At 72.4% G+C, this 23951-nt stretch carries 20 protein-coding genes; 12 read left to right on the plus strand and 8 right to left on the minus strand.

The annotated features are described in order from the left end of the window. The first annotated feature begins 37 nt into the window (after positions 1-37). Complete coding sequence (locus tag ACIP4Z_RS33170; protein WP_401314115.1) at positions 38-1264, plus strand: FG-GAP-like repeat-containing protein; 1227 nt, start codon at positions 38-40, stop codon at positions 1262-1264. Positions 1265-1387: 123 nt separating this feature from the next. Here the strand turns inward: ACIP4Z_RS33170 and ACIP4Z_RS33175 are convergent, their stop codons facing one another. The 3 genes from ACIP4Z_RS33175 to ACIP4Z_RS33185 form a co-directional block, all read right to left on the minus strand. After that, a complete protein-coding gene (locus tag ACIP4Z_RS33175) occupies positions 1388-2341 on the minus strand; it encodes a GNAT family N-acetyltransferase (RefSeq protein ID WP_391051837.1) in 954 nt (317 codons plus the stop codon). Between the two features lie 126 nt (positions 2342-2467). After that, positions 2468-3085 carry a hypothetical protein gene (locus tag ACIP4Z_RS33180; RefSeq protein ID WP_401314118.1) on the minus strand — a complete coding sequence of 206 codons (618 nt, stop codon included), beginning with the start codon at positions 3083-3085 and terminating at the stop codon, positions 2468-2470. Between the two features lie 232 nt (positions 3086-3317). After that, entirely contained in the window at positions 3318-3758 is a 441-nt protein-coding gene (locus ACIP4Z_RS33185) for a protein-tyrosine phosphatase family protein (RefSeq protein WP_355343584.1), read from the minus strand. 35 nt (positions 3759-3793) lie between these two features. Here ACIP4Z_RS33185 and ACIP4Z_RS33190 point away from each other — a divergent pair, with 35 nt between their 5' ends. Beyond that, positions 3794-4243, plus strand: a complete 450-nt coding sequence (locus ACIP4Z_RS33190; RefSeq protein ID WP_401314120.1) for a hypothetical protein — start codon at positions 3794-3796, stop codon at positions 4241-4243. Here the strand turns inward: ACIP4Z_RS33190 and ACIP4Z_RS33195 are convergent. Continuing rightward, positions 4210-4827 carry a PepSY domain-containing protein gene (locus tag ACIP4Z_RS33195; RefSeq protein ID WP_401314122.1) on the minus strand — a complete coding sequence of 206 codons (618 nt, stop codon included), beginning with the start codon at positions 4825-4827 and terminating at the stop codon, positions 4210-4212. The two genes, ACIP4Z_RS33190 and ACIP4Z_RS33195, sit on opposite strands and share 34 nt — an antisense overlap. 135 nt (positions 4828-4962) lie before the next feature. Here ACIP4Z_RS33195 and ACIP4Z_RS33200 point away from each other — a divergent pair, with 135 nt between their 5' ends. Both ACIP4Z_RS33200 and ACIP4Z_RS33205 read left to right on the plus strand, forming a co-directional pair. Further along, complete coding sequence (locus ACIP4Z_RS33200; RefSeq protein ID WP_355343575.1) at positions 4963-5625, plus strand: response regulator transcription factor; 663 nt, start codon at positions 4963-4965, stop codon at positions 5623-5625. After that, the gene (locus ACIP4Z_RS33205) at positions 5622-7226 is read left to right on the plus strand and encodes a sensor histidine kinase (RefSeq protein ID WP_401314124.1); all 1605 of its coding nucleotides are present in this window, start codon (positions 5622-5624) and stop codon (positions 7224-7226) included. Before ACIP4Z_RS33200 ends, ACIP4Z_RS33205 begins: the two co-directional genes overlap by 4 nt. Positions 7227-7242: 16 nt before the next feature. On the opposite strand, the gene ACIP4Z_RS33210 is transcribed toward ACIP4Z_RS33205, so the two are convergent. From ACIP4Z_RS33210 to ACIP4Z_RS33220, 3 genes are all read right to left on the minus strand, one after another. Then, positions 7243-8223: an aldo/keto reductase gene (locus ACIP4Z_RS33210; RefSeq protein WP_401314126.1), complete on the minus strand. Its 981-nt coding sequence runs from the start codon at positions 8221-8223 to the stop codon at positions 7243-7245. A gap of 250 nt (positions 8224-8473) precedes the next feature. Then, on the minus strand, positions 8474-9160 hold the full coding sequence (locus ACIP4Z_RS33215) for a response regulator (protein WP_391051816.1): 687 nt from the start codon (positions 9158-9160) through the stop codon (positions 8474-8476). Continuing rightward, complete coding sequence (locus ACIP4Z_RS33220) at positions 9157-10872, minus strand: ATP-binding protein (protein WP_401314128.1); 1716 nt, start codon at positions 10870-10872, stop codon at positions 9157-9159. The genes ACIP4Z_RS33215 and ACIP4Z_RS33220 overlap by 4 nt, the downstream gene beginning before the upstream one ends. A gap of 136 nt (positions 10873-11008) precedes the next feature. On the opposite strand from ACIP4Z_RS33220, the gene ACIP4Z_RS33225 reads away from it, so the two are divergent. The 6 genes from ACIP4Z_RS33225 (at position 11009) to ACIP4Z_RS33250 (ending at position 18927) form a co-directional block, all read left to right on the plus strand. Next, the gene (locus tag ACIP4Z_RS33225) at positions 11009-12445 is read left to right on the plus strand and encodes a cation:dicarboxylate symporter family transporter (protein WP_401314130.1); all 1437 of its coding nucleotides are present in this window, start codon (positions 11009-11011) and stop codon (positions 12443-12445) included. Between the two features lie 264 nt (positions 12446-12709). Continuing rightward, on the plus strand, positions 12710-13876 hold the full coding sequence (locus tag ACIP4Z_RS33230) for an ROK family protein (protein WP_401314132.1): 1167 nt from the start codon (positions 12710-12712) through the stop codon (positions 13874-13876). Beyond that, positions 13873-15483, plus strand: coding sequence for a sugar ABC transporter ATP-binding protein (locus tag ACIP4Z_RS33235; RefSeq protein ID WP_401314134.1), 1611 nt, complete (start codon positions 13873-13875; stop codon positions 15481-15483). The genes ACIP4Z_RS33230 and ACIP4Z_RS33235 overlap by 4 nt, the downstream gene beginning before the upstream one ends. Then, entirely contained in the window at positions 15480-16499 is a 1020-nt protein-coding gene (locus ACIP4Z_RS33240) for an ABC transporter permease (RefSeq protein WP_401314136.1), read from the plus strand. The genes ACIP4Z_RS33235 and ACIP4Z_RS33240 overlap by 4 nt, the downstream gene beginning before the upstream one ends. Before the next feature lie 89 nt (positions 16500-16588). Further along, positions 16589-17650: a substrate-binding domain-containing protein gene (locus tag ACIP4Z_RS33245; protein ID WP_401314137.1), complete on the plus strand. Its 1062-nt coding sequence runs from the start codon at positions 16589-16591 to the stop codon at positions 17648-17650. A gap of 68 nt (positions 17651-17718) precedes the next feature. Beyond that, entirely contained in the window at positions 17719-18927 is a 1209-nt protein-coding gene (locus tag ACIP4Z_RS33250; protein ID WP_401314139.1) for a Gfo/Idh/MocA family protein, read from the plus strand. 42 nt (positions 18928-18969) lie between these two features. Here ACIP4Z_RS33250 and ACIP4Z_RS33255 read toward each other — a convergent pair whose 3' ends face one another. Further along, positions 18970-21204: a glycogen debranching N-terminal domain-containing protein gene (locus tag ACIP4Z_RS33255; protein ID WP_401314141.1), complete on the minus strand. Its 2235-nt coding sequence runs from the start codon at positions 21202-21204 to the stop codon at positions 18970-18972. 165 nt (positions 21205-21369) lie between these two features. Between ACIP4Z_RS33255 and ACIP4Z_RS33260 the strand changes: the two genes are divergently transcribed. Both ACIP4Z_RS33260 and ACIP4Z_RS33265 read left to right on the plus strand, forming a co-directional pair. Beyond that, positions 21370-22455: a LacI family DNA-binding transcriptional regulator gene (locus tag ACIP4Z_RS33260; RefSeq protein WP_401314143.1), complete on the plus strand. Its 1086-nt coding sequence runs from the start codon at positions 21370-21372 to the stop codon at positions 22453-22455. A gap of 221 nt (positions 22456-22676) precedes the next feature. Continuing rightward, complete coding sequence (locus ACIP4Z_RS33265; protein ID WP_401314145.1) at positions 22677-23918, plus strand: extracellular solute-binding protein; 1242 nt, start codon at positions 22677-22679, stop codon at positions 23916-23918. Positions 23919-23951: the final 33 nt, after the last annotated feature.

The following is a 23951-nucleotide window of genomic DNA, read 5'->3' on the forward strand; positions in this document are numbered from 1 at the left end:
CCGCCCGGCGGGCCGGATGTTCCTTGGGGGGACCGTCATGCGTATCTCACTGCGCGCCTCACTGCGCGCCACCTTATTGACCACCGCCGTCCCGCTCGGACTTGTGGCCGGGGGAGTCGCCCCCGCGCAAGCCGCGACCGGCTACGACCGGTGCCCGCAGGGCGCCCTGTGCCTGTTCGACCAGCCCGGCGGCCAGGGGACCATGACGTCCTATACCGCCGCGCAGCCGACCCTCGGCGCGTGGGACGACAAGGCGTCCTCGGTCTACAACCGCACCGGCTACCACGCCCTGTGCATGTACAGCCTGGCCGACTACCAGTACCTCGACGCCGTCCACGACGTCGAGGCCGACACCACCGGCACCGGCGACGACCGCTGGGAGCTGTCGCGGTTCACCAGCCCGGGCGCCACCCTCGACCACAACCTCAGCTCCTTGCGCTGGGCGCACACCCTGCGGGAGTGCCAGGGAGGCCCCGAGTACCTGCCGTGGTTCGCGCCGTACGGAGTCTTCAAACGCCCCGCCCAGCCGTTCGGCGATCTCAACGGCGACGGCCGCGAGGACCTGCTGCTGCGGACGTACTCCGGAAAGCTGTGGCGGCTGCCCGGCGACGGCACCGCCGGTCTTGAGGGGTCCGGCTGGAACTCCATGTCGGCGTTGACCCGGCACGGCGACCTCAACGGCGACGGCACGGAGGACCTGCTGGCCCGCGACACCACCGGTCGGCTGTGGATGTATCCGGGCACCGGCCGCGGCACCTTCGGCGCCCGGCTCCTGGTGGGTCCCGGCTGGAACACGATGACCGCCGTCACCGCCGCCGGAGACCTCGACGGCGACGGCAAGGGCGATCTGCTGGCCCGCGACACCACCGGCCAGTTGTGGATGTACCCCGGCCGGGGCGACGGCACCTTCGGCACCCGCCTGCTCGTCGGTCCCGGCTGGAACGTGATGGGTGCCTTCGCCGCCCCCGGCGACCTGACCGGCGACGGCCGCCCCGACCTCGTCGTGACCGAGCTGTCCACGGGCAAGCTGTGGCTCTATCCGGGCGACGGGCACGGCCGCCTCGGCGCCCGCGTCCTGGCGGGCACCGGCGGCTGGACGCCCTTCACCACGCTCCTCGGCATCGGCGACCTGACCGGTGATCTGCTGCCCGATCTCGTGGCCGCCACCACCGGGCAGATGCGCGTGTACTCGGCGGGGACGCCGGAGGGCGTCTTCGACACCGGGGCGCGCGTGAGCCTGTCCGAGGGCGACGCGCTGTTCTGAGCCCGCCGGGAGTCACCGGACGGGTGCGTCCGGCGGACGGCCCGCCAGGGAGTCGAGGAGGCTGCGCGCGGCGGTCGGTGCGCCGATCGCCGCGCTGGTCCGGTGACTCCCGGCGCGGACCGCTCAGCCGGAGGCGCGGACCCTGATCAGCGGCGCGTCCCGCGAGAACTCCCGGAATCCGACGCCGTAGTACAGGGCGCGCGCCGCCGGATAGCCCGGCGCGCCCAGGCAGGCGACGGTCGCGTGCGTGGCCCCGGCGGCCCGCGCGCGACGCATGCCGTGCAGGAGCATCGCCCTGGCCAGCCCCAGACGCCGGTAGTCCGGATGGGTGCCGACCGGCTCGAACTCGACGGTCGCGTTCGCCTCGTCGAACCACATGATGGTCGAGGACGCCATCGTCGCGTCCGGCGCCTCCACCAGAAGGTGCAGATCCGCGCGGTAGCCCGTCGCCCGCCGGACACCCTCATAGCTCTCGGCCGTGTACGTCGAGGGCGCCCACGCGTCCACATGGGCCCGGACCGCGGCCTGCGGTCCCGCCTCCTCGGCGGTGCGGAACCGGAATCCGTCCGGCAGCAGCGGCTCCTCGACGTCGGTCAGCTCCCGCTCGTTGAGCTGCGTCCAGGACCCCTTCTCGCCGAGCGAGGCCGGATCGGGCTCGTAGCCGTGCGCCGCCCACCGCGCCAGGCCGAACGTGTCGGCGCCGCTCGGCACCACCGTCCGCTCGACGTCCGGCGTCGTGGCGTGGAACCAGTCGATCACCTCGTCGACCAGTCCCGCGTGGTCGGGGTGGACCTGATACGCCAGATAGGCGCCGGTCGCATCCCGCACAGAACCGTCGCTGCGCCGCAGCCGGTGCGGAAGCTGGGCCCAGCCCCACGCGACCGGCTCCCCGCCGGAGAACCACAGCCGCCGCGGCCAGTTCGCGCCGCCGGCGGCGTGCCCCTTGCCCCAGTTCCACGCCAGCTCGCCGTACGACGCGTCGGTGTTCACCAGGTCAGGGCGCACGGCGGTGACGCGCTGCGCCATGTCCTGCATGAGCTGTACGTCCGCGGCGGTCAGCAGCTCGAAGTCGGTCATGGTCCGCCACAGTGTCAGGACTCGGCGGAGCCGTCGAACGGTTTTCCGGGCCCACCGGTCGCGGCGGCCGAGAACACGGGCGGGCGTGTCGTCACCGGCCTCGGGTGCGGCAGAGCCGGATCGGGCTCAGCCCTCACCGGGGCGCGGGGCGTCCGACTCGGCGGGGAAGCAGTCCAGCCGGGCGGCGGCCAGTTCCTGGAGTGTGCCGCCCGCCGTCAGCCAGCCGAGCAGGCACGACGGCAGTAACCAGGGCCGCAGCGACGTCGTCACCGGTACGAAGGTGATCTGCCGGTCCGTGGTGTCGAGCACCGCCCAACCGCCGTCCCTGACCAAGGGAACGGCCGCTATCCGGCAGGTGTCGTGCGCCGCGGTGACGGCCAGCAGCCAGCGGCTCGCGTCGCCTGCCGAGCGCGACCTGCTCCCGTAGAGCACATCGGCGAGCTGCCGCCACTTCGGCGCCTCGTGGGTGTCCGCGTCGACCACGAAGTGCTCGTCCAGGACGCGGTGTTCACCCGGCAGGGCCGCGCCGGGCGCGGCCGAGAAGACGGCCTGCCGCCCCGGCGTCCGTACGGCCAGCGAGAGCGCGGGCGCCGGTCGGTCGGCCACCGAGGCCGTGGGCATGTCCCTTTGCGTGACGGCGAGTTCGACGCCGAGGTCCATGCCGAGTTCGACACTGACCAGACATCGGCCGCTCGGCGGTTGAGGTCCGTCCGCCCATGCCGCCGACCCGCTGTCCATCGCCATCCGGGCCGTCCTCCCCCCGCTCACCCGCTGGACCCGTCGGAACCGCTGGGTCCGCCGAGCCCCCGAGCCCTGAGCGCCTCCGGTACGGCTCTCACGAAGAAGCCGGGGACCGGGCCGTTCTGTGACTCGACAGGACATCAAACCGGCATTTCGCCCGCGTTACGATCAGCGAACAAGCGATGACGGATTCCCGTACCGGTCTGGCGCGTTGGGGATCGCCGCAGGCGCGCGCTCAGCGCTCCGCGCGGTCGAAGCGGCGGATGAAGCGGCGCTGCCACGGCGTCTCCACGGCGCGGTGGTGATAGTGCCGGCGGATGAAGGCGACGGCCTCGTCCGCCGGCACCCCGTCCAGAACGGCCATGCACGCGAGGGCCGTTCCGGTCCGCCCGATGCCGCCGCCGCACGCGACCTCCACCCGCTCGTCCGCCGCCCGGGCCAGCGCCTCCTCGAAGGCCGCCCGCGCCTGCCGTCGATCGGCGGGCAGCCGGAAATCCGGCCAGCGCACCCACCGCGCCTCCCACCGCGTCAACGGCGGCTCGCCGCCCAGCAGATAGACGCCGAAGGACGGCGTCGGGCCCGCCGGAAGCGGTCGGCGCAGACCGCGCCCGCGCACCAGCGCACCGGACGGAAACCGCACGATCCCGTCGCCCGACGGGTCCCAGCTCTCGGTCATCCCGGCACCCTACCGAGACCCGCCGGTCGCGACCCGTGCGCAGACCCGCCGCCCCACTGGGCGTGGCGAACGCGCGCGGACAGGCGATCATGGCCGGTCTGTCCAGCCGCTCGTTCGACGCCCTGCTGATAGCGGGCGATCGCGACCTCATCGACCACCTCCCGCTGCTGGTGGACGCGCTTCCCCGTCGTGCTCTGCGCCTGGGAGAACGCGGCCCCGAGCTGTTCCCCGTCCTCACCAGCGACTACGAGGGCGCCGGTCACCTCGCGGGACGGCGCCTGCGCGGCCTCGGCCACGGGCGGGTCGCCGTCGTCGCCAGCCCCGCGCACACCGTCCGGATCGCGGGCTTCCGCCGCGCCTTCGCGGCCGACGGCCTCGCCGTACCCGACACCGCCGTCCTCCTCGCCCCGGAACCGACCCCCGAGGGCGGCTTCGCCGCCGCGCCCACGGCTCAGGAGTCGTCGCCGCCTCGGCCCCGGTGCTGACCGCCGGCGTCCGCGCCGTGCCCGCTCCCATGACCGTCGCCCGACCGGTCACCGCCGTGGTCGTCACTGCCGTGGTCGTCGGTTCCGGGGGAGCGGGTCGGGCTCGGGGTGCCGCCGCCCTGGTCGTCACCTCCGGGCGAACGCGTCGGGCGGGGAGTCGCCGCGCCCCGGCCGCCGCCACGGTGACCGTCCAGGCTGACGGTGTCGGAGGTCGCGTTCACCCTCAACTCGCGTAGCACGCCGTCCTTTCCGAGCACCCTGACCTCCCAGAAATCCGCGCCGGAACGCTCGACGGAGACGACCGTCCCCGGATACAGCGTGAGCGCGGCGGTCACGGCCTCGGCCGCCGTGAGGCCGGTGCTGCTGGGAGTCGGGGCGCCGGTGCGCGGGACGCCCGTCGGGGCACCGGTCGACGGCGTACGGCGGTCGCCGCCGTGGTCGTCGCCCGCGTCGTGCGGGGACGTGGCGCTCGGGACTGCCGTCGGACGGCCGCCGTGGTCGTCACCCGCGGCGAAGGCGGTGTAGCCGCCACCGGCGAGCAGGGCCGCCGCGGCGACGGCGGCGACGCTGATGTTGCGCTTCATGAGGAGCCTCCCCGGCCGGGCTGTACCCGGCCTGTGTCGTTGCTGTGTCCGTGCCAACACGATGGCCGGAGCAAGCTGAAGGCAGCCTGAAGCGACCTGAAGATCGCTTCAGGTTCGATTTGGGAGGGTGGGCCCATGCGCTTGCTGATCGTGGAGGACGAGAAGAGACTCGCCGTCTCCCTGGCCAAGGGACTGACGGCCGAGGGCTTCGCCGTGGACGTCGTCCACGACGGGCTCTCGGGACTGCACCTGGCCGGAGACCGCGCCTACGACCTCGTCGTCCTCGACATCATGCTGCCCGGCATGAACGGCTACCGCGTGTGCGCCGCGCTGCGCGCCGCGGGCAACGACGTACCGATCCTGATGCTCACGGCCAAGGACGGCGAGTACGACGAGGCCGAGGGCCTGGACACCGGCGCGGACGACTATCTGACCAAGCCGTTCTCCTACGTCGTGCTCGTCGCACGGGTGAAGGCACTGCTGCGCCGCCGGGCCTCTCCCGGTGCCTCGCCGGTCCTGCGGGTCGGCGGCCTCGCCGTCGACACCTCCGCCCGGCGGGTGTTCCGCGGCGAGGACGAAGTGGCGCTCACCGCCAAGGAGTTCGCGGTTCTCGAACAACTCGCCGTCCGGGCGGGCCAGGTGGTCGGCAAGCCGGAGATCCTGGAGCACGTCTGGGACTTCGCCTACGACGGCGACCCCAACATCATCGAGGTCTACATCAGCGCGCTGCGCCGCAAGCTGGGCGCGGCCACCATCCAGACGGTACGCGGCGCGGGTTACCGCCTGGTCACGTCATGAGGCGCCGCCCGCTCGGCTCCGTGCAGGCCAAGACGGTGCTGGGCGCGACCGCCGTGGTGACCGTGGCGATGGTGGCCGCCGGGATCGCGGTCCTCCTCTCGCTCGGCGCCAACCTCACCGAGCAGGCCCAGAGCCAGGCCAACGACACCGCACGCCGCGTCGCCGTGACCGTCGCGACCCGCAAGGCGGACGCCGCGCTCTACTCCGGGCTCGCCCTCCCCGACGACGCGCCCGTCCAAGTGACCACCACCGACGGGCGGTTGCTCGCCGCGAGCAGGACCCTGGAGAAGATCAGCGGCACGGGTGTGCCGGACGTCAGGCCGCGTGGGTCTGCGCCCGAGCCGACACCCACCGTCAGTCCGACCTCGGCACCGACGCCGCCACCGACCGTGTCGCCGAGCGGGACCGCCGACGACCACGGCGGCGCAGGCGGCGGCCGTGGCCGGGGCAAGGGCGGGCGCGACGGCGACGCGCAGGAGACGACCCCCAGCGGCCGGGGGAGCGACGACCACGCCACGCCCACCGGCACCGCCGACCCCGTCGTCGGCGAGATCAGCGGCACCGTTCAAGAGGGCGCGGGACACGCCACGTTGGACGGCCGCGGCGCCGCCTACCGCTTCGCGACGGTCAAGGCCACCGACCTCGCGGGGCAGACGGTCCTGGTCCACGCGGGCGCCTCACTCGCGGCGCGCGAGAGCGCCGTGCGCACCACCACCGTGGTCATGCTGGCGGGACTGCCCGTCCTGCTGACGGTCGTCGGCGGCGTGACCTGGCTGGTCACCCGCCGCGCACTGGCCCCGGTCGCGGGCATCCGCCGCGAGATGGCCGCCATCACGGCCTCGGAAGACCTCTCCCGGCGCGTGCCGGAGCCCGCGGCGCACGACGAGGTGGCCCGGCTGGCCCGGACCACCAACGAAACGCTCACCGCCCTCGAAGCGTCCGTCGAGCGGCAGCGCCGCTTCGTCGCCGACGCCTCGCACGAACTGCGCAGCCCGATCGCCTCCCTGCGCACGCAGCTCGAAGTGGGCTCCGCGCACCCGCAGTTGCTCGACGTCCCCGGCGCCGTCAAGGACACCGTGCGACTCCAGCAGCTCGCGGCCGACCTGCTGCTGCTCGCCCGCCTCGACGCGGGGGAGACCCCGACGCAACGGCCGGTCGATCTGGCCGCGTTGGTGCGCGAGGAGGCCGAGGGGCGGGCCGCCGACCGTACGCCGGTCGCCGTCGACATCGGTCAGGACGCCGCCTTGAGAGCGGAAGTCAACGGGTCACGGGGCCAGTTGGCCCGGCTCGTGCGCAATCTGCTCGACAACGCCCAACGGCACGCGCGCACCGAGGTCACCGTGTCCGTACGCCGCGGGGACGGCCGGATCGTGCTCGCGGTCGCCGACGACGGCGCAGGCGTACCGGAGGCCGAGCGCGAGCGGATATTCGAGCGGTTCGTACGGCTCGACGAGGCCCGCAGCCGGGACGACGGCGGGGCCGGACTCGGCCTGGCCATCGCCCGCGACGTGGCGCACCGGCACGGCGGCACGCTCACCGTCGGCGCAGCGCCGAGCGGCGGCGCCCGCTTCGAACTCCGGCTGCCGGACGCCGATGTGTGACCCCGTCAGTTCCGGGTCAGTTCCACGGCATGCGCGAGCGGTGATCCCAGTACGCGGCCGGTGTCTGCGCCAACTCGGCGACGAGACGGCCGAGTTGCGCGTCGTCGAGGTGGACGTCGGTCGCGCGCAGATTCGAGGCCAGTTGGTCCTCGGTCGCCGCTCCCGACAGCACCACGTCGACCCACGGCTGACGCAGCGCGGCGGCCAGCGCCAGAGCGTCGTAGGAGGCTCCCGTCGCCTCGGCGACCGGAGCCAGCACCGCGTCCAGCCGCGGGTCGCGTTCGGCGAGACGCCCGTTGGCGAGACCTTCCTTGATGATGACGGTACGACCCGCCTCGTGCGCCTCCGCCAAGGCGGGGCCCGCCGACGGCTCCAGGACATTCCAGGTGGACTGGACGCTGCCGAACACCGGACGCCCGTCGACGCCGACATCGAGGGCGGCGCGGATCGCGTCACCCTGCCGGGGCCCGCTGGTCGAGATGCCCACGGCCACCCCCTGATCGGCGAGCGCGACCAGCCGCCGGTGCAGGACGGGATCGGTGAGAGCCGGGCTGTCCGGTGTCACCGAATGCACCTGGTAGAGGTCGAGCCGGTCGCCGAACAGCCCGCGCGTCTCGGCGAGTTGACGGTCGTAGACCCCGACGCTGTGGTCCTTGACCTCATGGGTCTCCGCGTCGACCCGCCAGTCCGCCGTATAGGTGTAACCCCACTTGCTGCCGACCATGACCCCCGGCCGGTCACCGCCCGCGTCCAGCCACTCGGCCAGGAACTCCTCGGCCCGGCCGTACGAGCGCGCCGCGTCGAAGTAGCGCACGCCGTGCGCGTACGCGAAGTCCAGCACCTCGTGCGTCCGCCGTCGCATCGCCGCCACGTCCCGGCCCGGCGGCAGATCCCGCTCCCGGCCGAGATTGATGTATCCGGGCCGCCCGAGAGCGGCCAGGCCGAGGCCGATCCGGTGGGGTACGTCGGCGAGCGACGGCGGCGGCTGCGTGACCATGCGACGGCTCCTGACCGTGGGGCGACTGCGACTGCGACTGCGACTGCGACTGCGACTGCGACGACGAGGACGGCTGCGGCCGTGCGGCGCGGGCGTACACCCGCGACATCCCGCCCACCCGCATGATCACCGTACGTCGCCCGCCGCCGCGCCCGTCACCCGCCGCACCGACCGGGCCCGCACCGGCCGTGCCCGCCCCGACCCGTACCGTCCTTGACCGGCCCGGACCGTACCGCCCCGGCGTACCGCCCTACGGCTTCGCCCCGTCCGACCAGCGGTAACACAGCTCCGGGCGGCCGACCTGCCCGTACTGCGGGCTGCGGACCGCGAGCCCGGTGTCGACCAGGTGCTCCAGATAGCGGCGGGCCGTGATGCGCGAGACCCCCGCCGCCTGGGCCGCCGAAGCCGCCGACAAACCGCCGTCCGCCGCCGCCCGCAAGGCCGAGGTCACCGCTTCGAGGGTCGGACCGCTCAGCCCCTTCGGCAGCACGGTGGCCTGCGGACTGCGCAGCGCCCCCAGCACCCGGTCCACCTCGTCCTGCCCGGACGCCTCACCGCCCGCCGCGTCACTGCGGTAGCGCGCCCAGCGCTCCAGCCGGTCCCGCAGCGAGGGGAAGGTGAACGGCTTGAGCAGGTACTGCACGACCCCGAGCGAGACGGCCTGCCGTACGACCGCGAGATCCCGCGCCGAGGTCACCGCCACCACATCGGCGCTCTGCCCCGCGCTGCGCATCCGTCGTACCAGGTCGAGACCGTGGCCGTCGGGCAGATGGAGGTCGAGCAGCACCAGGTCCACCGGCTGCCGGTCCAGCAGGCGCAGCGCGGCGCCGCCGGTGTGGACGACGGCCGCCACCGCGAAGCCGGGCAGCCGCTCGACGTACATCCGGTGCGCGTCGGCCGCCACGGGATCGTCCTCGACGACCAGGACCCTGATCACGCGCGTGCCTCCTGCCCCAGCGGCAGCCGTACGGTGAACTCCGCGCCGCCGCCCTCGGCGCGGTCGAGGCCGACCGTGCCGCCCGCGCGGCGCGCGGCCTGCTCGACCAGGGCGAGGCCGAGACCGTGGCCTTCGCTCTTGGTGGTCCAGCCGCGCCGGAACACCTCGCGGATGGTGGCGGGGTCGACGCCGCGCCCGGAGTCGGTGACCTTCAGCAGCAGCTCGTCCTCCTCGACCTTGGCCCGTACGGTGACCGACGGCCGGCCGCCGCCGCGCGCGGCGCCCTCGATGGCCGCGTCGATCGCGTTGTCTATCAGGTTTCCCAGCACGGTGACCAGGTCGCGGGCGGTGAGCGCGGGCGGCAGGACCCCGTCGTCGATCCGGCTGTCCTCGGTGACGGTCAACTCAACCCCGCGCTCGTGGCTCTCGGCGGCCTTGCCGAGCAACAGCGCCGCGAGCACCGGTTCGCCGACCGCCGCCACCACCCGGTCGGTGAGCGCCTGGGCGAGTTCCAGCTCGGAGGTGGCGAAGTCCACCGCCTCCTGCGCGCGGCCCAGTTCGATCAGCGACACGACGGTGTGCAGCCGGTTGGACGACTCGTGGGCCTGGGAACGCAGCGCCTCGGCGAAGCCGCGCACCGAGTCCAACTCCCCGGTCAGCGCCTGGAGATCGGTGTGGTCGCGCAGGGTGACCACGGTGCCGCGGCGCTCGCCACCGCGTACCGGCGAGGTGTTCACGACCACGACCCGCTCGGACGTCAGGTGCACCTCGTCGACCCGCGGCTCGGCGGCCAGCAACGCGCCGGTCAGCGACACGGGCAGGCCGAGCGTGTCCACGTACCGGCCGACGACCTCCTGCTCGCCGAGGCTCAGCAGCTCGCGCGCCGCGTCGTTGCACAGCGCGACCCTGCGGTCGGCGTCGAGCAGGATCAGGCCCTCGCGCAGCGCGTGCAGCGTCGCCTGGTGATAGTCGTACATCCGGCTCAGCTCCGTCGCGGCCATCCCGTGGGTGTGCGTGCGCAGCCGTCGGTTGGCCACATACGTGCCGAGGCCGCCGACGACGAGCGCGGCCAGCGCCACCGCGACCAGGGCGGTGAGCTGCTTGCGGACCTGCTGGCTGATGGTGTCGACCTTGATGCCGACGCTCACCAGCGCGACGATCCGGTCGCCGGAGCGGACCGGCGTCACGACGCGCACCGAGGCGCCGAGCGAACCGGTGTACGTCTCGGTGAACGACTGCCCGCGCAGGGCGGGGCCGATGTGGCCGAGGAAGTGCTTTCCGATCAGCGACCTGTCGGGATGGGTCCAGCGGATGCCGTGGGTGTCCATGATCGTCACGAAGTCCACGCCCGCGTCCGCGGTGACGCGGTCGGCGTACGGCTGGAGGGCCGCGGTGGGATCGGCGGAGCGCGCCGCCCGCACCACGGTGTCGGAGTCCGCGACGGCGGTGGCCGCGGCGGAGACCCGGTCACGGGCCGCGTCCTCGGCCCGGCTGCCCGCGTTGACGTACGCCAGCACGGCGCAGCCGCCGACCACCAGGGCCACGATCACCACCTGCACGGCGAAGAGCTGACCGGCCAGGCTGCGCGGCCGGGTCCGAGTGCGGCGGAAGCGGCTCAGTCCGGGCACGGTGAACCGCGCGGCCGGGCTCGCCGCGCCGGACTGGTGCGTCGGTCCGGCCGCCGTGCTCGACGTGGGGGGTATGGCGGGCATGCACAACAGTGTGCACGCCAACCCGCGAACTCAATGAACGCAAACGTGACCTGGCTCACGCCCCGAGCGCATAGTCACCGGGACCTGTCCGATCGCGGGCGCTCGGGACGGCGCCCGCGGACCGAGGGAGACGAAGGTGTCAGCCCAGGCCCCCAGCGACGTCACGAGCCGTCGAGACCATACCCACTACCTCTACACCGCCGTCATCCTGGCGACGATCGCGGGCGCCGTGCTGGGCCTCCTCGCGCCCGGTGTGGCCGTCGAGCTGAAGCCGATCGGTACCGGCTTCGTCAATCTCATCAAGATGATGATCTCGCCCATCATCTTCTGCACACTCGTGCTCGGCATCGGATCCGTCCGCAACGCCGCCAAGGTCGGCAAGGTCGGCGGCCTCGCGCTCGGCTACTTCGTCACCATGTCGTTCGCCGCGCTCGCCGTCGGCCTGCTGGTCGGCAACATCCTGCACCCCGGCAGCGGGCTGCACCTGACCGAGGCGCTGAAGAACGCGGGCCAGGCCCAGGCCACCGACGCCCCCACCGAAGGCGTGGACTTCGTCCTCGGCATCATCCCGACCACCCTGGTCTCCGCCTTCACGCAAGGCCAGGTGCTGCAAACGCTGCTGGTGGCGCTGCTCGTCGGCTTCGCCCTCCAGGCCATGGGGCCGGTCGGGGCGCCCGTGCTGCGCGGCGTCGGGCACATCCAGAAACTGGTCTTCCGCGTCCTGTCGATGATCATGTGGGCGGCCCCCGTCGGCGCGTTCGGCGCGATCGCCGCCGTCGTCGGCTCCGCGGGCGTGGACGCGCTCAAGGCGCTGGCCACGATCATGATCGGCTTCTACGTGACCTGCCTGATCTTCGTCGTGGTCATCCTCGGCGCGGTGCTGTGGCTGTTCGCCAAGGTCAACCTCTTCCACCTGCTGCGCTACCTCGCCAGGGAGTTCCTGCTGATCGTCTCCACGTCGTCGTCGGAGTCGGCGCTGCCGCGGCTGATCGCCAAGATGGAACACCTCGGGCTGAGCCGGCCCGTCGTCGGCATCACGGTCCCGACCGGCTACTCCTTCAACCTCGACGGCACGATGATCTATCTGACGATGGCGTCGCTGTTCATCGCCGACGCGATGGACCAGCCGCTCTCCCTCGGCCAGCAGATCTCGCTGCTGCTGTTCATGATGATCGCCTCCAAGGGCGCCGCCGGGGTCTCGGGCTCCGGCATGGCCGTGCTCGCCAGCGGACTCCAGTCGCACCGTCCCGCGCTGGTCGACGGCATCGGTCTGATCGTCGGCATCGACCGCTTCATGAGCGAGGCCCGCGCCGTGACCAACTTCGCGGGCAACGCCGTCGCCACCGTCCTGATCGGCACCTGGACGAAGGAGTTCGACCGCGACCGCGCGCGGCGGGTCTTCGCGGGAGAGCTGCCCTTCGACGAGTCGACCCTGTCCGACGAGGACGACGCCTCCGCGCCGTCGGCCACGCCCGGCCAGCCCGTTCCCGGCCGGCCCGCGCCTGATCAGTCCGCGCCCGATCGGTCCGCGCCCGAGGGAGCCCTGGTCAAGAAGGAGACCGCCGCCCTCTGACCTCCCGCGCCCTCCCGAACGGCCCCGTCGGAACTCCCCCTTCCGGCGGGGCCCGCGTGTGTGCCCGGCACCCCGGAACGCCCGCCACCGGATCAACTCCCTGACGCGTGGCCGGAAGTGATCCACCTTCAGTTCGGACCGTCCACTCTTTTTGTCATCCCTATAACAACTTTTAGCAATCTCTGTGAAAGCTCTAGACCGACCCTTGGTGCGGTCCTAACGTTCCGTCACAACTTCTGATGCCGTCAGAGGAAGTGTGGGCCTGTGAGCATCCAGTACCGCGTACTGAGCCGACTGCGTGACCTCGGGCCGCTGTCCCGGGCGCAGCTCTCCGACGAGCTGGAGATGCCGCGCCCACGGCTGGTGGCCGAACTCGACCGGATGATCGCGAGCGGCACGATCCTGGAGGCGGGACCCGCGGCCTCGCGCGGCGGTCGTCGCTCCACCCTCGTCCAACTCGACCCGGAACTGCGCTTCGCCGCGGTCGACCTGGGCGCGAGCTCCATCGACATCGAGATCACCGACGGCCGCCTGGCGGCGGTCGCCTCGTACTCCGAGAGCGCCGACATCCGCCAGGGACCGGGACCTGTGCTCGACCGGGTCAGCGAACTCCTGCGCAAACTGGGCGCGCAGAGCCGCAGCGCCCGGCTCGACACCATCGGCATCGGACTGCCGGGACCGGTCAGCTTCCGGGACGGCGTCTCCGTCTCCCCGCCGATCATGCCCGGCTGGGACCGCTTCCCGGTGCGTTCCACTCTGACCAGCGAGCACGGCTGCCCGGTCGTCGTCGACAACGACGTGAATCTGATGGCGCTCGGCGAACACCACAGCGGCGTCGCCCGCTCCGTCGACAACCTCCTGTTCGTGAAGATCGGCAGCGGCATCGGCTGCGGTGTCCAGGTGCACGGCCAGATCTACCGGGGCTCGGAAGGCTCGGCGGGCGACATCGGACACATCCAGGTCGAGGCGGCGGGCCTGCCCTGCTCCTGCGGCAACACCGGCTGTCTCGAAGCGCACTTCGGCGGTGTCGCCCTCGCCAGGGACGCCACCGCCGCCGCCCGCGCCGGACGCTCCGAGGCGCTGGCCGAACGGCTCGCCGCCCACGGAGCGGTGACCGGCGCGGACGTCGCCCAGTGCGCGGCGGGCGGCGACCTCGTCTGCCTCAACCTCGTCCGGGACGGCGGCCACCGCGTCGGACAGGTCCTCACCCACCTCGTCAGCCTCATGAACCCGTCGATGATCGTCATCGGCGGCGGCCTGGCCGGACTCGGCCACCTCCTGCTCGCCGAGATCCGCAGCGTGGTCTACAAACGTTCGCCGCCGCTGGCCACCGGCAATCTGGCGATCGTCCTGTCGGAACTCGGCCCGCGGGCCGGGGTCGTCGGCGCCGCGCTGCTGGCCAGCGAACTCCACTACGGGAGACAGCTATGACCGCCAACCCTCCCAGCCCACCCGCCCGTTCCGCCGCGTCCACGGGCCGCCACCTCGTCCGGGAGCCGATCCTCCGCCTGGACCGGGTCGTCAAGACCTTCCCCGGCGTCCGGGCCCTGGACGGCGTCGAGTTGGCGGTCCGGCCGGGGGAGGTGCACTGCCTGCTGGGCCAGAACGGCGCGGGCAAGTCCACCTTGATCAAAGTGCTTTCCGGAGTGCACCGGCCCGACTCCGGCCGTATCGAGTGGCGGGGCAGACCGGTCACCTTCGCCGACCCCCAGGCGGCCATGCGCGCCGGGATCGCCACCATCTACCAGGAACTCGACCTCGTCCCGCACATGACCGTCGCGGAGAACGTGCTGCTCGGCCACGAACCGCGCACCGCGGGATTCGTCCGCAGGCCCGGCATGCGCGAGCAGGCCCGCGCCGTCCTCGGCCGCCTCGGCCACGCCGAGATCCCCGTCAACCGCACCATCGACAAACTGCCCGCCGCCGCACGGCAGATCGTCAGCATGGGCCGCGCCCTGTCCCGCGAGGCCAGGCTGCTGGTCATGGACGAACCGAGCGCGGTCCTCGCCCACGACGAGGTCGCCAACCTCTTCCGGATCATCCGCGAACTGCGCGGCCAGGGCATCGCCGTCATCTACATCTCGCACCGGCTCGACGAGATCCGCGAGATCTGCGACCGCGTCACCGTGCTCAAGGACGGCCGCACCACGGCCGCCGACCTGCCCGCCTCGACCCCCACCAAGGAACTCGTCGGCCTGATGACCGGCCGCTCCCTGGAGTACGTCTTCCCGCGCCGCCCCACCCTCTCCAAGCGGTCGGCCGCCGAGCGCGCCGACCGCCAGGAGCCGGAGACCGAACTGCTGCGGGTGGAACACCTCAGTCGTCAGGGCGAGTTCAGCGACGTCTCGCTCACCGTCGCGCCCGGCGAGATCGTCGGCATCGCGGGACTCGTCGGCTCCGGCCGCTCGGAACTGCTGGAGACGGTCTTCGGCGCGCGCCGCCCGGACCACGGCCATGTCCTCGTACGGGGGCGGCGGTTGCGGCCCGGCAGCGTCCCCGCCGCCGTGCGCGCCGGGCTCGGCCTGGCGCCGGAGGAGCGCAAGAGCCAGGCGCTGCTGCTGGACGAGGCCGTCCAACGCAACATCGGCCTGGCCTCGTTGACCCGGCACACCACCGCGGGGTTCGTACGCGGCGGCGCCGAACGCACCGCCGCGCGCGGCATCGCCGACCGGCTCGACCTGCGCCCGCGCGACGTCGGACGCAAGGCCGGCACCCTGTCCGGCGGCAATCAGCAGAAGGTCGTCGTCGGCCGCTGGCTGCTCGGCGGCACCAGCCTGCTGCTGCTCGACGAACCCACCCGAGGCGTCGACGTCGGAGCCCGCGCCGAGCTGTACCGGGTGATCAGGGACCTGGCCGACGAAGGCGTGGGGGTGCTGCTGGTCTCCAGCGAGGTCCCCGAGGTGCTGGGCCTGGCCGACCGGGTCCTGGTGATGCGCGAGGGCCGGATCGTACGGGAGGCCCCGGCGCGCGAGCTGGACGAACACCTGGTCCTCGACCTGGTCATGGCGGGGGCACTGCTGGAAGGGACGGACCAGTGACGACCGACCTCACCTCGCCGCCGCCGGCGGCGAAGACCGAACCGACGAGTTGGTGGAGACGGGACGCGGCCGAGCCCGTACGGCGCAATCTCGGACTCACCGCGGTCCTGGCCGCACTCGTGGTGATCGGCCTGATCAGCGCCAACGACCGCTTCCTGACCAGCGGCAACATCCTCAATGTGCTCACCCAGGCGTCGGCGATCGGCGTGATCGCCATCGGGATGACCTTCGTCATCATCGGCGGCGGCATCGACCTGTCCGTCGGGGCGCTCACCGCGCTGGCCGCCGTGTGGTGCACGACGGTCGCCACCCAGGACTTCGGCGTGCCCGGCATGGTCTTCACCGCCGTGATCGTCGGCGCCGTCGCCGGTACGGTCAACGGCCTGCTGATCGCGTACGGCCGCCTCGTCCCCTTCATCGCCACCCTCGCCATGATGGTCAGCGCCCGCGGTCTGGCCGCCAAGATCTCCGACAAGAAGACCCAGGAGGTCGACGTCGGGGCCGTCAACCGCTTCGCGGAGAACAAGTTTCTCGGCATCCCGCTGCTGGTCTGGCTGTTCGCGGCCGTCGCCGCCGTCGGCTGGGTGCTGCTCAACCGCACCGCCTTCGGCCGCCGCACCGTCGCCGTCGGCGGCAACGCGGAGGCGGCCCGCCTGGCGGGCATCAACGTCCGCCGCCAGACGGTCTATCTGTACGCGCTGTCCGGCGTGTGCTGCGGCATCGCCGCGATCATGGTCGTCGCCCAGGCCAACGCGGGCTCCTCGGGCCAGGGCGACCTGTACGAACTCGACGCCATCGCCGCCGTCATCATCGGCGGGACCGTACTGACCGGCGGCCGGGGCACCGTCGTCGGCTCGCTGCTCGGCGTGGTGGTCTTCACCACCATCACCAATCTGTTCATCCTCAACAATCTGCCGACCGAAGTGCAGAACATCGTCAAGGGCGCCATCATCGCGGGCGCCGTCCTGGTCCAGCAGTTCCAGCCGAGCAAGCTGCTGCTGCGCCGCCGCCCCTGACCGCCACCGGCGCTCTCCTCCTTCCGGTCTCTCCCAGCCGCCCGCCGTACGCCACGCGCACGGCACCACCCACCCTCGCGGAGGACGAAATGTCTGAAAAGTCAAGAAGCTCCCGTGTCTCCCGCAGAAACATCCTCTTCAGCGGCGCGGCCGTCGGTGCCACCGCCCTGGTCGCCTCCTGCACCTCCAACAGCGAGGACAAGCCGTCCGCGCAGACCTCCTCCCCGGCCGCGCCCGTGGACAGCGGCGCGCCCGGCAAGGCCATCACCATCGGCTTCTCCGCCCCCGCCGCCGACCACGGCTGGCTCGCGGCCATCACCACCAACGCGCAGCGCCGCGCCAAGCAGTTCTCCGAGGTCACCTTCAAGGCCGTGGAGGCGGGCGAGGACGCCACCGCCCAGCGCGCCGCGATGGAGACGCTGATCCAGTCCAAGCCCGACGTCATCGTGGTGCTGCCCTTCGACGGCGCCCAGCTCACGGCCACCGGACGCAAAGCCATGCAGGCCGGTATCCCGGTGGTCAACCTCGACCGGCAGTTCTCCGACGAACAGGCGTTCCGGGTCCTGATCAAGGGCGACAACTACGGCATGGGCGTGGCCGCGGGTCACTTCATCGGCAGCCGCCTCAAGGCGGACGGGAAGACCAACGCGACGATCGCCGAGATCGCCGGGATCGACAATCTGCCGCTGACCCAGGACCGCAGCCGCGGCTTCAAGGAGGCCCTGGCCACGTACGGCATGAGCGTCAAGCACCGCGTCTCGGCGCAGTTCACCATCGACTCGGGCCACCAGGTCACCTCCGACCTGCTCCAGGCGGCGCCGAAGCTGGACGCGGTGTGGAACCACGACGACGACCAGGGCGTCGGCGTGCTCGCCGCGGTCAAGCAGGCCGGGCGGGACGAGTTCTTCATGGTCGGCGGGGCGGGCTCGCGCAAGGTCATGGAGCAGATCCGCGACGACAACACGGTGCTCAAGGCCACCGTCACCTACAGCCCGACGATGGCGGGCTCGGCCGTCTCGCTCGCCCGGCTGCTGGCCAACAACCGCGGCATGGCCGACCTGACGGAGCTGGGCGTGCCCAAGGAACTGCGGCTCGCCTCGGAGACCATCACCCAGTCCAACGTGGCGGACTACCTGCCGCTGGGCTTCTGACCACGGCGGCTCCCCTTCCTTTCACCGCGCGCTTGCGCGCACCGAACCCCGATGAGCAGGGAGACCACATGACCACTCAGCGGCTACGCGTCGGCATGGTCGGGCACGCCTTCATGGGCGCCGCGCACTCACAGGCCTGGCGTACCGTCGACCATGTCTTCGACCTGCCCGCCCGTGTCCATATGGCGGCGCTGTGCGGTCGCGACCCCAAGCGGGCCGCGACCGCCGCCGAGCGGCTCGGCTGGGCCGAAAGCACCGCCGACTGGCGGGAGTTGATCGCCCGCGACGACATCGACCTGATCGACATCTGCACACCGGGCGACAGCCACGCCGAGATCGCCGTCGCCGCGCTCGCGGCGGGCAAGCACGTCCTGTGCGAGAAGCCGCTCGCCAACTCGGTGGCCGAGGCCCGCGCGATGTGCCGGGCCGCCGACCGGGCGCGGGAGTCGGGCGTCCGCGCCATGTGCGGCTTCACCTACCGGCGGGTCCCGGCGCTCGCGCTGCTGCGCCGCCTCGTCGCCGACGGCCGGCTCGGCCGCATCCGGCACGTACGCGCCGTGTATCTCCAGGACTGGATCGTGGACCCGCGGTTCCCGCTGGTGTGGCGGCTGCGGCGCGAGCACGCCGGATCGGGCGCGCTGGGCGACATCGGCTCGCACATCATCGACCTCGCCCAGCACCTGACGGGCGACCGGCTGTCGGGCGTCGCCGCGCTCAGCGAGACCTTCGTGCCGACACGACTGCTGCCCGGCGCCGTGCCCGCCGCGCGGGGCGAGGTGACCGTGGACGACGCGACGGTGTTCCTCGGCCGTTTCCACGGCGGCGCGCTGGCCACCTTCGAGGCGACCCGTTTCGCCACCGGCCGCAAGAACGCCCTGCGGATCGAGATCAACGGCTCCCTCGGCTCCGCCGCCTTCGACCTGGAACGCCTCAACGAACTGGAGTTCCTCGACGCCGCCCAGCCACCGGCGGAACAGGGCTTCCGCCGCATCATGGTCACCGAACCCGACCACCCCTACCTGTCGGCCTGGTGGCCGCCGGGTCACGGACTCGGCTACGAGCACGCCTTCACCCACCAGGCCCGCGACCTGGTCACCGCCATCGCGGAGGGGCGCGACCCCGAGCCGTCCTTCGCGGACGCCCTGGAGGTCCAGCTCGTCCTGGACGCGGTCCAGCGCAGCGCCGAGCACGACGCCGCCTGGACCCCGCTCCCTGCCCGTACCGCCGAGAACACCGGCCCCGGACCGGGACCGAAGCCCACCGACCGGGGGCAGTGACCGAAGGAACGGCCCCTCGCGGCTACGCGGGCGCGGCGGCGCTCAGCCCGCCGCGCCGAAGCGGTCCGCGCCCTCCACCGTCAGGGTGTCCGGAGCGTCGGCCCCCGCCCGGCCGTCCGCGTCGAGCCGTACGGCCAGCGGCTGTTCGCCGACCCGCAGACCGCTCATGGTCAGCGGGCCGAGACGGCCCGCCGCCAGCGGGGACATCCGCAGCGACCCGCCGGGCACATCGGCCTCCAGCCCGAGCGCGGCCTGGACCAGCAGGACGGCGGAGGCCGCCGACCACGCCTGCGGACGGCAGGCCGCCGGATACGGGGCGGGCGCGCTGTCCAGCTCGGAGCCGTGTCCGGCGAAGAGCTCCGGCAGCCGTCCGTCGAAACCGGCGGACGCGGCGATCAGGCCCTCGGCCAGCTTGGCGGCCTCGCGGGGGAATCCGGCGCGGACCAGGCCGTGCACCGCGATGGCGGTGTCGTGCGGCCAGACCGAGCCGATGTGGTAGCCGAACGGGTTGAAACCGGTGGAGTCCGGGCTCAGCGTGCGCAGCCCGAAACCGCAGTCCAGCTCGGGTCCCGCGATCCGGGCGGCCAGCAGGGCGCTCTCCTGCGGGTCCAGCAGCCCGGTGCCCAGCAGGTGGCCGAAGCCGGAGGTCACGGCGTCCACCGGACGCTTGTCGGCGTCGAGGGCGACGGCCGGGTAGCGGCCCTGCTCGTCCTCGACCCAGAAGCTCTCCCGGAAGCGGCTGCGCAGCCGGTCCGCCCACTGCTCCCAGCGCTCGGCGCCCGGCCGGTCGAAGGCCCGCAGCAGCGCCGCGCCCGCCATCGCCGCCTCGTAGCCGTACGCCTGGACCTCGCACAGCGCGATCGGCGCCTTGGCGAGACGGCCGTCGCGCCAGCGGATCGAGTCGCCGGAGTCCTTCCAGCCCTGGTTGGCGAGCCCGTGGCCGGTGGTGTCGATGTACTCCAGCAGCCCGTCGCCGTCCGCGTCGCCATACGTGGCCAGCCACTCCAGGGCGGCCTCGGCGTGCGGCAGCAGCTCGCGCACCTGCTGCGGGTCGAGACCCCAGCGCCACGCGTCGTGCAGCAGGATCACCCACAGCGGGGTGGCGTCCACGGTGCCGAAGTACACCGGCGGGAGCTTCGCGCCCTCGGCCAGGTGCAGGGTCTCGCGGCGCACCTCGTGCAGGATCTTGCCGGGCTGCTCCTCGGTACGGGGATCGGTGACGGTGCCCTGGCGGCGGGCCAGCGTGCGCAGCGTCCCCGCGGCCAGGTCCGTGCCCAGCGGCAGCAGCATCCGCGCCGCCCACAGCGAGTCCCGGCCGAACAGCGTCAGGAACCACGGCGACCCGGCGGCCAGGAAACGGTCCTCGGGATGCAGCGGGTCCGACAGAAGCAGCCGCTCCAGGTCGCCCACCGACCGGGCCAGCAGCCGGTCCAGACGGCCGTCGGCGCTGCGCAGCTCGGTGGGCGACCACGGTACGGCGTCCCGTGCGACGGCCGGGAACTGGTCCGGCTCCGCGTCGCTGACACCGCACTCGACCGTCGCCCGCCAGGTGCCGCCCGACGGCAGCTCCACGGTGTAACGCAGCTCACCGCTGTCGGCGTCGACCAGCGGCTCGCGCGGTCCTGAACCGTCGCCGGAGTCCTGTTCCGGCATCGGCGCGCGGCCGGACGCCGGACCCGAGACCGTACCGGCACCGGCACCGGCACCGGGAGCGGTCACGGCCACCGACACCGGCCGCAGCCGTACGGTCAGCTCGTCGTCGCCCCAGGTCAGCCCGGTGTCCTCGGCCCTCGCGGGGAGCGCGGCGACCGTGCGCCCGGACTTGACGTCGGTCATCCGCGCCAGGTCCGTGGCCGCGGCGACCACCACGTCGAGACGGATCCGCCGCAGCCCCGCGTTGACGATCTCCAGCTCCTCGCGGAGCGTGCCCGGCGCCACCGAGCGGACCCGGCGCAGCGTGACCGCGGGGTCGGCGGTGTGTTCCCCGACACCGCGCAGGATCGCGCGGAAGGCGGTCCTGTCGGCGGGGCCGAGGGTGTGGCCGACCGGGATCAGGGGGACGCCCTCGACCCGGACCGCCAGGCTCGACAGCACCCGGCGGTCGCCGTGGAAGAAGCCGTCCGCACCGGCGGAGATGTCCCCGCCTGGTCGGGACAGCACCAGGCTGGGCGCGTAGAGCGTGGTGCAGGCGTCGTGCAGGAAGGGCTGCAAGCCCTCGGTGACGACGTCCGTGGGAGACGGGTTCGCGGTGCTGTGCCCTTGGACGGCCGTGTTCACAGGGTGGTGCCTCTCGTCGGTGGACCGAGATAGTGCCTCAGAATTTGGATCGATCAAAATTCACTCTAACCCTTGCCAACCAGCAGTGAAAGGGAGTTTTATCGATCCATCGAAGATGCAGCGCCGCATTTCGAGTGGTGCGGCGCATGGACAACGGAGGCCGTGGTGCCGCGTACGACCAGCTCAGGCGGGCGCAACAACAAGCCGGTGACACTGGCTCTGGTCGCCCAGCGCGCCGGCGTGTCCGTACAGACCGTGTCCAACGCGCTGAACTCGCCCGATCTGCTGGCGCCCCGCACGCTGGAGCGGGTCCGTGAGGCGATCACCGAGCTGGACTACCGGCCGCATCAGGCCGCCCGCTCGCTGCGCACCCGGTCCAGCCGGCTGATCGGCTATGCCATCCAGCCGACGTTCGCGGGGGAGTCCACCCCCGTGCTCGACGACTTCCTGCACGCGCTGTCGGACTCCGCGGACAAGGCGGGGTACCGTGTGCTGCTGTTCGCGGCGCGGTCCGGCGCGGACGACGAGGTCGACCGCTACGACGCGCTGCTGCGCGACCACTCGGTCGACGCGTTCGTGCTGAGCAACACCCACCGCGGCGACCGGCGCCCGGCCTGGCTGCACAAACGTGGCGTACCCTTCGTGGCGTTCGGCCGGTCCTGGTCGGCCCGTGACACCGGCGACTGGGTCGACGTGGACGGCGCGTACGGTACGTCGGCGGCCGTCGACCAGCTCGTGGCCGCCGGACACACCCGGATCGCCTTCCTCGGCTGGCCGCGTGGCTCGGGCGTCGGCGACGACCGGGCCGCGGGCTGGCGAGAGGCGATGCGGCGCCACGACCTGCCGGTGCGTGACCTGCGGGTCTCCTCGGTGGGTGACGTGAACGCGGCGCGGGACGCGGTGGCGCGGGTCCTGCCCCGCGTGACCGCGGTCGTCACGGCCAGCGACACCCTGGCACTGGGCTGCTACCGGGCGCTGCGCGACAGCGGCCGGACCCCCGGCCGGGACGTGGCGGTGGTCGGCTTCGACGACTCCCCGGCGGCCGGTCTGCTCAGTCCTGGCCTCAGCAGCGTCCGTCAGCCGCTGGAGGAGGTCGGCCGGGTCTGCACCCGGCTGCTCATGGCGCGCATCGGCGACCCGCAGGCCGATCCCGAGCATGTGCTGCTGACGCCGGAGCTGATCGTCCGGGAGAGCTCCGCGGCGGGACCGTCCGCCGCGACGTCGCCCGACGACCGGCCGTCGGCCCCCTAGTTCCCGACGGACCGCCTGGTCCGAAGGGTTGAAGGACCGTGGGGTGACATGGACCGCGCCCCACGGTCCTGACCTGGCAGACCGGACACGTCTGTCACGCCATAAAGCTACAAAGCGATAAAGCGGCACGGCCACGCTGGCCACCGCATCGGGCGCTCTCATCGCCCGGCTCGCGGAGTTCCGTAGGTTCCGGATGATCCGGACAGTCCTGGAGAGAAACGATGACAGTACGCAGAGCCGCGACCGCCACCGCCGTGTGCGGGGTGTTCTTGGTCGCCGGGTGTTCGTCCAACTTCGGCAGCGACAGCAGCGGCAAGCAGGACTCGGGCGGCAAGCAGAGCCTCACGGTGATGATCGGCTCCTCGGGCGACAACGAGACCAACGCCGTGAAGCAGGCCGCGACCGCGTGGGCGAAGAAGACCGGCAACACCGTCTCGGTGATCGCCGCCCAGAACCTCGACCAGCAGCTCGGCCAGGCCCTCGCGGGCGGCAAGCCGCCGGACGTCTTCTACGTCGGCTCCAGCGTCTTCGCCAACTACGCCAAGGGCAACTCGCTGTACGCCTACGGTGACCAGCTCTCCGACAAGGACGACTTCAACAGCGCGCTACGCGCGTCCTTCACCTACGACAACAAGTTCGTCTGCGCGCCCAAGGACAGCTCCACGCTGGCGCTCGCGGTCAACGCGGCCATGTGGAAGGACGCCGGGCTCACCGACGCGGACTACCCCAAGACGTGGGACGACCTGGAGAAGGTCGCCAAGAAGCTCACGACGAAGAAGACCACGGGTCTGGTCGTGAACGCCTCGTACAACCAGCTCGGCCCCTTCATGAAGCAGGCCGGCGGCTGGGTCACCAACGCCGACCAGAGCAAGGTCACCGCGGACAGCCCCGCGAACGTCGAGGCGCTGACGTATGTGAAGAAGCTGCTCAACGAGGGCGTGATGAAGTTCCCCAAGCAGGTCGACACGGGCTGGGGCGGTGAGGCACTGGGCACCCAGAAGGCCGCGATGACCATCGAGGGCAACTGGCTGACCGGCGCGATGACCGCGGACTACCCGAAGGTCGGCTACAAGGTCGTCCCGCTGCCCGAGGGCCCCAAGGGCAAGGGCACGCTGTCCTTCAGCAACTGCTGGGGCGTGGCCAACAAGAGCGCCCACCACGACGCGGCCGTCGATCTGGTGAAGGCGTTCACCACCGTCGACCAGCAGTTGTCCTTCGCCGACGCCATCGGTGTGCTGCCCTCGCGCGACAGCGCGCTGGCGACGTTCAAGGAGAAGCACCCGGCGAGCGTGGCGTTCGCCGACGGCACCGCCTTCGCGCAGGGTCCGGTGACCGTCCCCGGCTTCACCAAGGTCCTGGCCCAGTTCGACACCGACCTGTCCGGGCTGGCCACCGGCGATCCCAAGAAGATCCTGTCCAGCCTCCAGACCAACGGCGACCAGGTACTCAAGAGCGACAACTGACCGTACCGGCCGGGCAGCACCGCGGGGGCAGGA

The sequence above is a fragment of the Streptomyces sp. NPDC088910 genome (assembly GCF_044749865.1).
In the GTDB taxonomy this organism is placed as follows: Bacteria; Actinomycetota; Actinomycetes; order Streptomycetales; family Streptomycetaceae; genus Actinacidiphila.

What these genes read in the sequence shown, in the direction of transcription:
- ACIP4Z_RS33170 (WP_401314115.1), top strand. Translation starts at nt 38, where the DNA reads ATGCGTATCTCACTGCGCGCCTCACTGCGCGCCACCTTATTGACCACC.
- ACIP4Z_RS33175 (WP_391051837.1), bottom strand. Translation starts at nt 2,341, where the DNA reads ATGACCGACTTCGAGCTGCTGACCGCCGCGGACGTACAGCTCATGCAG.
- ACIP4Z_RS33180 (WP_401314118.1), bottom strand. Translation starts at nt 3,085, where the DNA reads ATGGCGATGGACAGCGGGTCGGCGGCATGGGCGGACGGACCTCAACCG.
- ACIP4Z_RS33185 (WP_355343584.1), bottom strand. Translation starts at nt 3,758, where the DNA reads ATGACCGAGAGCTGGGACCCGTCGGGCGACGGGATCGTGCGGTTTCCG.
- ACIP4Z_RS33195 (WP_401314122.1), bottom strand. Translation starts at nt 4,827, where the DNA reads ATGAAGCGCAACATCAGCGTCGCCGCCGTCGCCGCGGCGGCCCTGCTC.
- ACIP4Z_RS33200 (WP_355343575.1), top strand. Translation starts at nt 4,963, where the DNA reads ATGCGCTTGCTGATCGTGGAGGACGAGAAGAGACTCGCCGTCTCCCTG.
- ACIP4Z_RS33205 (WP_401314124.1), top strand. Translation starts at nt 5,622, where the DNA reads ATGAGGCGCCGCCCGCTCGGCTCCGTGCAGGCCAAGACGGTGCTGGGC.
- ACIP4Z_RS33210 (WP_401314126.1), bottom strand. Translation starts at nt 8,223, where the DNA reads ATGGTCACGCAGCCGCCGCCGTCGCTCGCCGACGTACCCCACCGGATC.
- ACIP4Z_RS33220 (WP_401314128.1), bottom strand. Translation starts at nt 10,872, where the DNA reads ATGCCCGCCATACCCCCCACGTCGAGCACGGCGGCCGGACCGACGCAC.
- ACIP4Z_RS33235 (WP_401314134.1), top strand. Translation starts at nt 13,873, where the DNA reads ATGACCGCCAACCCTCCCAGCCCACCCGCCCGTTCCGCCGCGTCCACG.
- ACIP4Z_RS33245 (WP_401314137.1), top strand. Translation starts at nt 16,589, where the DNA reads ATGTCTGAAAAGTCAAGAAGCTCCCGTGTCTCCCGCAGAAACATCCTC.
- ACIP4Z_RS33250 (WP_401314139.1), top strand. Translation starts at nt 17,719, where the DNA reads ATGACCACTCAGCGGCTACGCGTCGGCATGGTCGGGCACGCCTTCATG.
- ACIP4Z_RS33265 (WP_401314145.1), top strand. Translation starts at nt 22,677, where the DNA reads ATGACAGTACGCAGAGCCGCGACCGCCACCGCCGTGTGCGGGGTGTTC.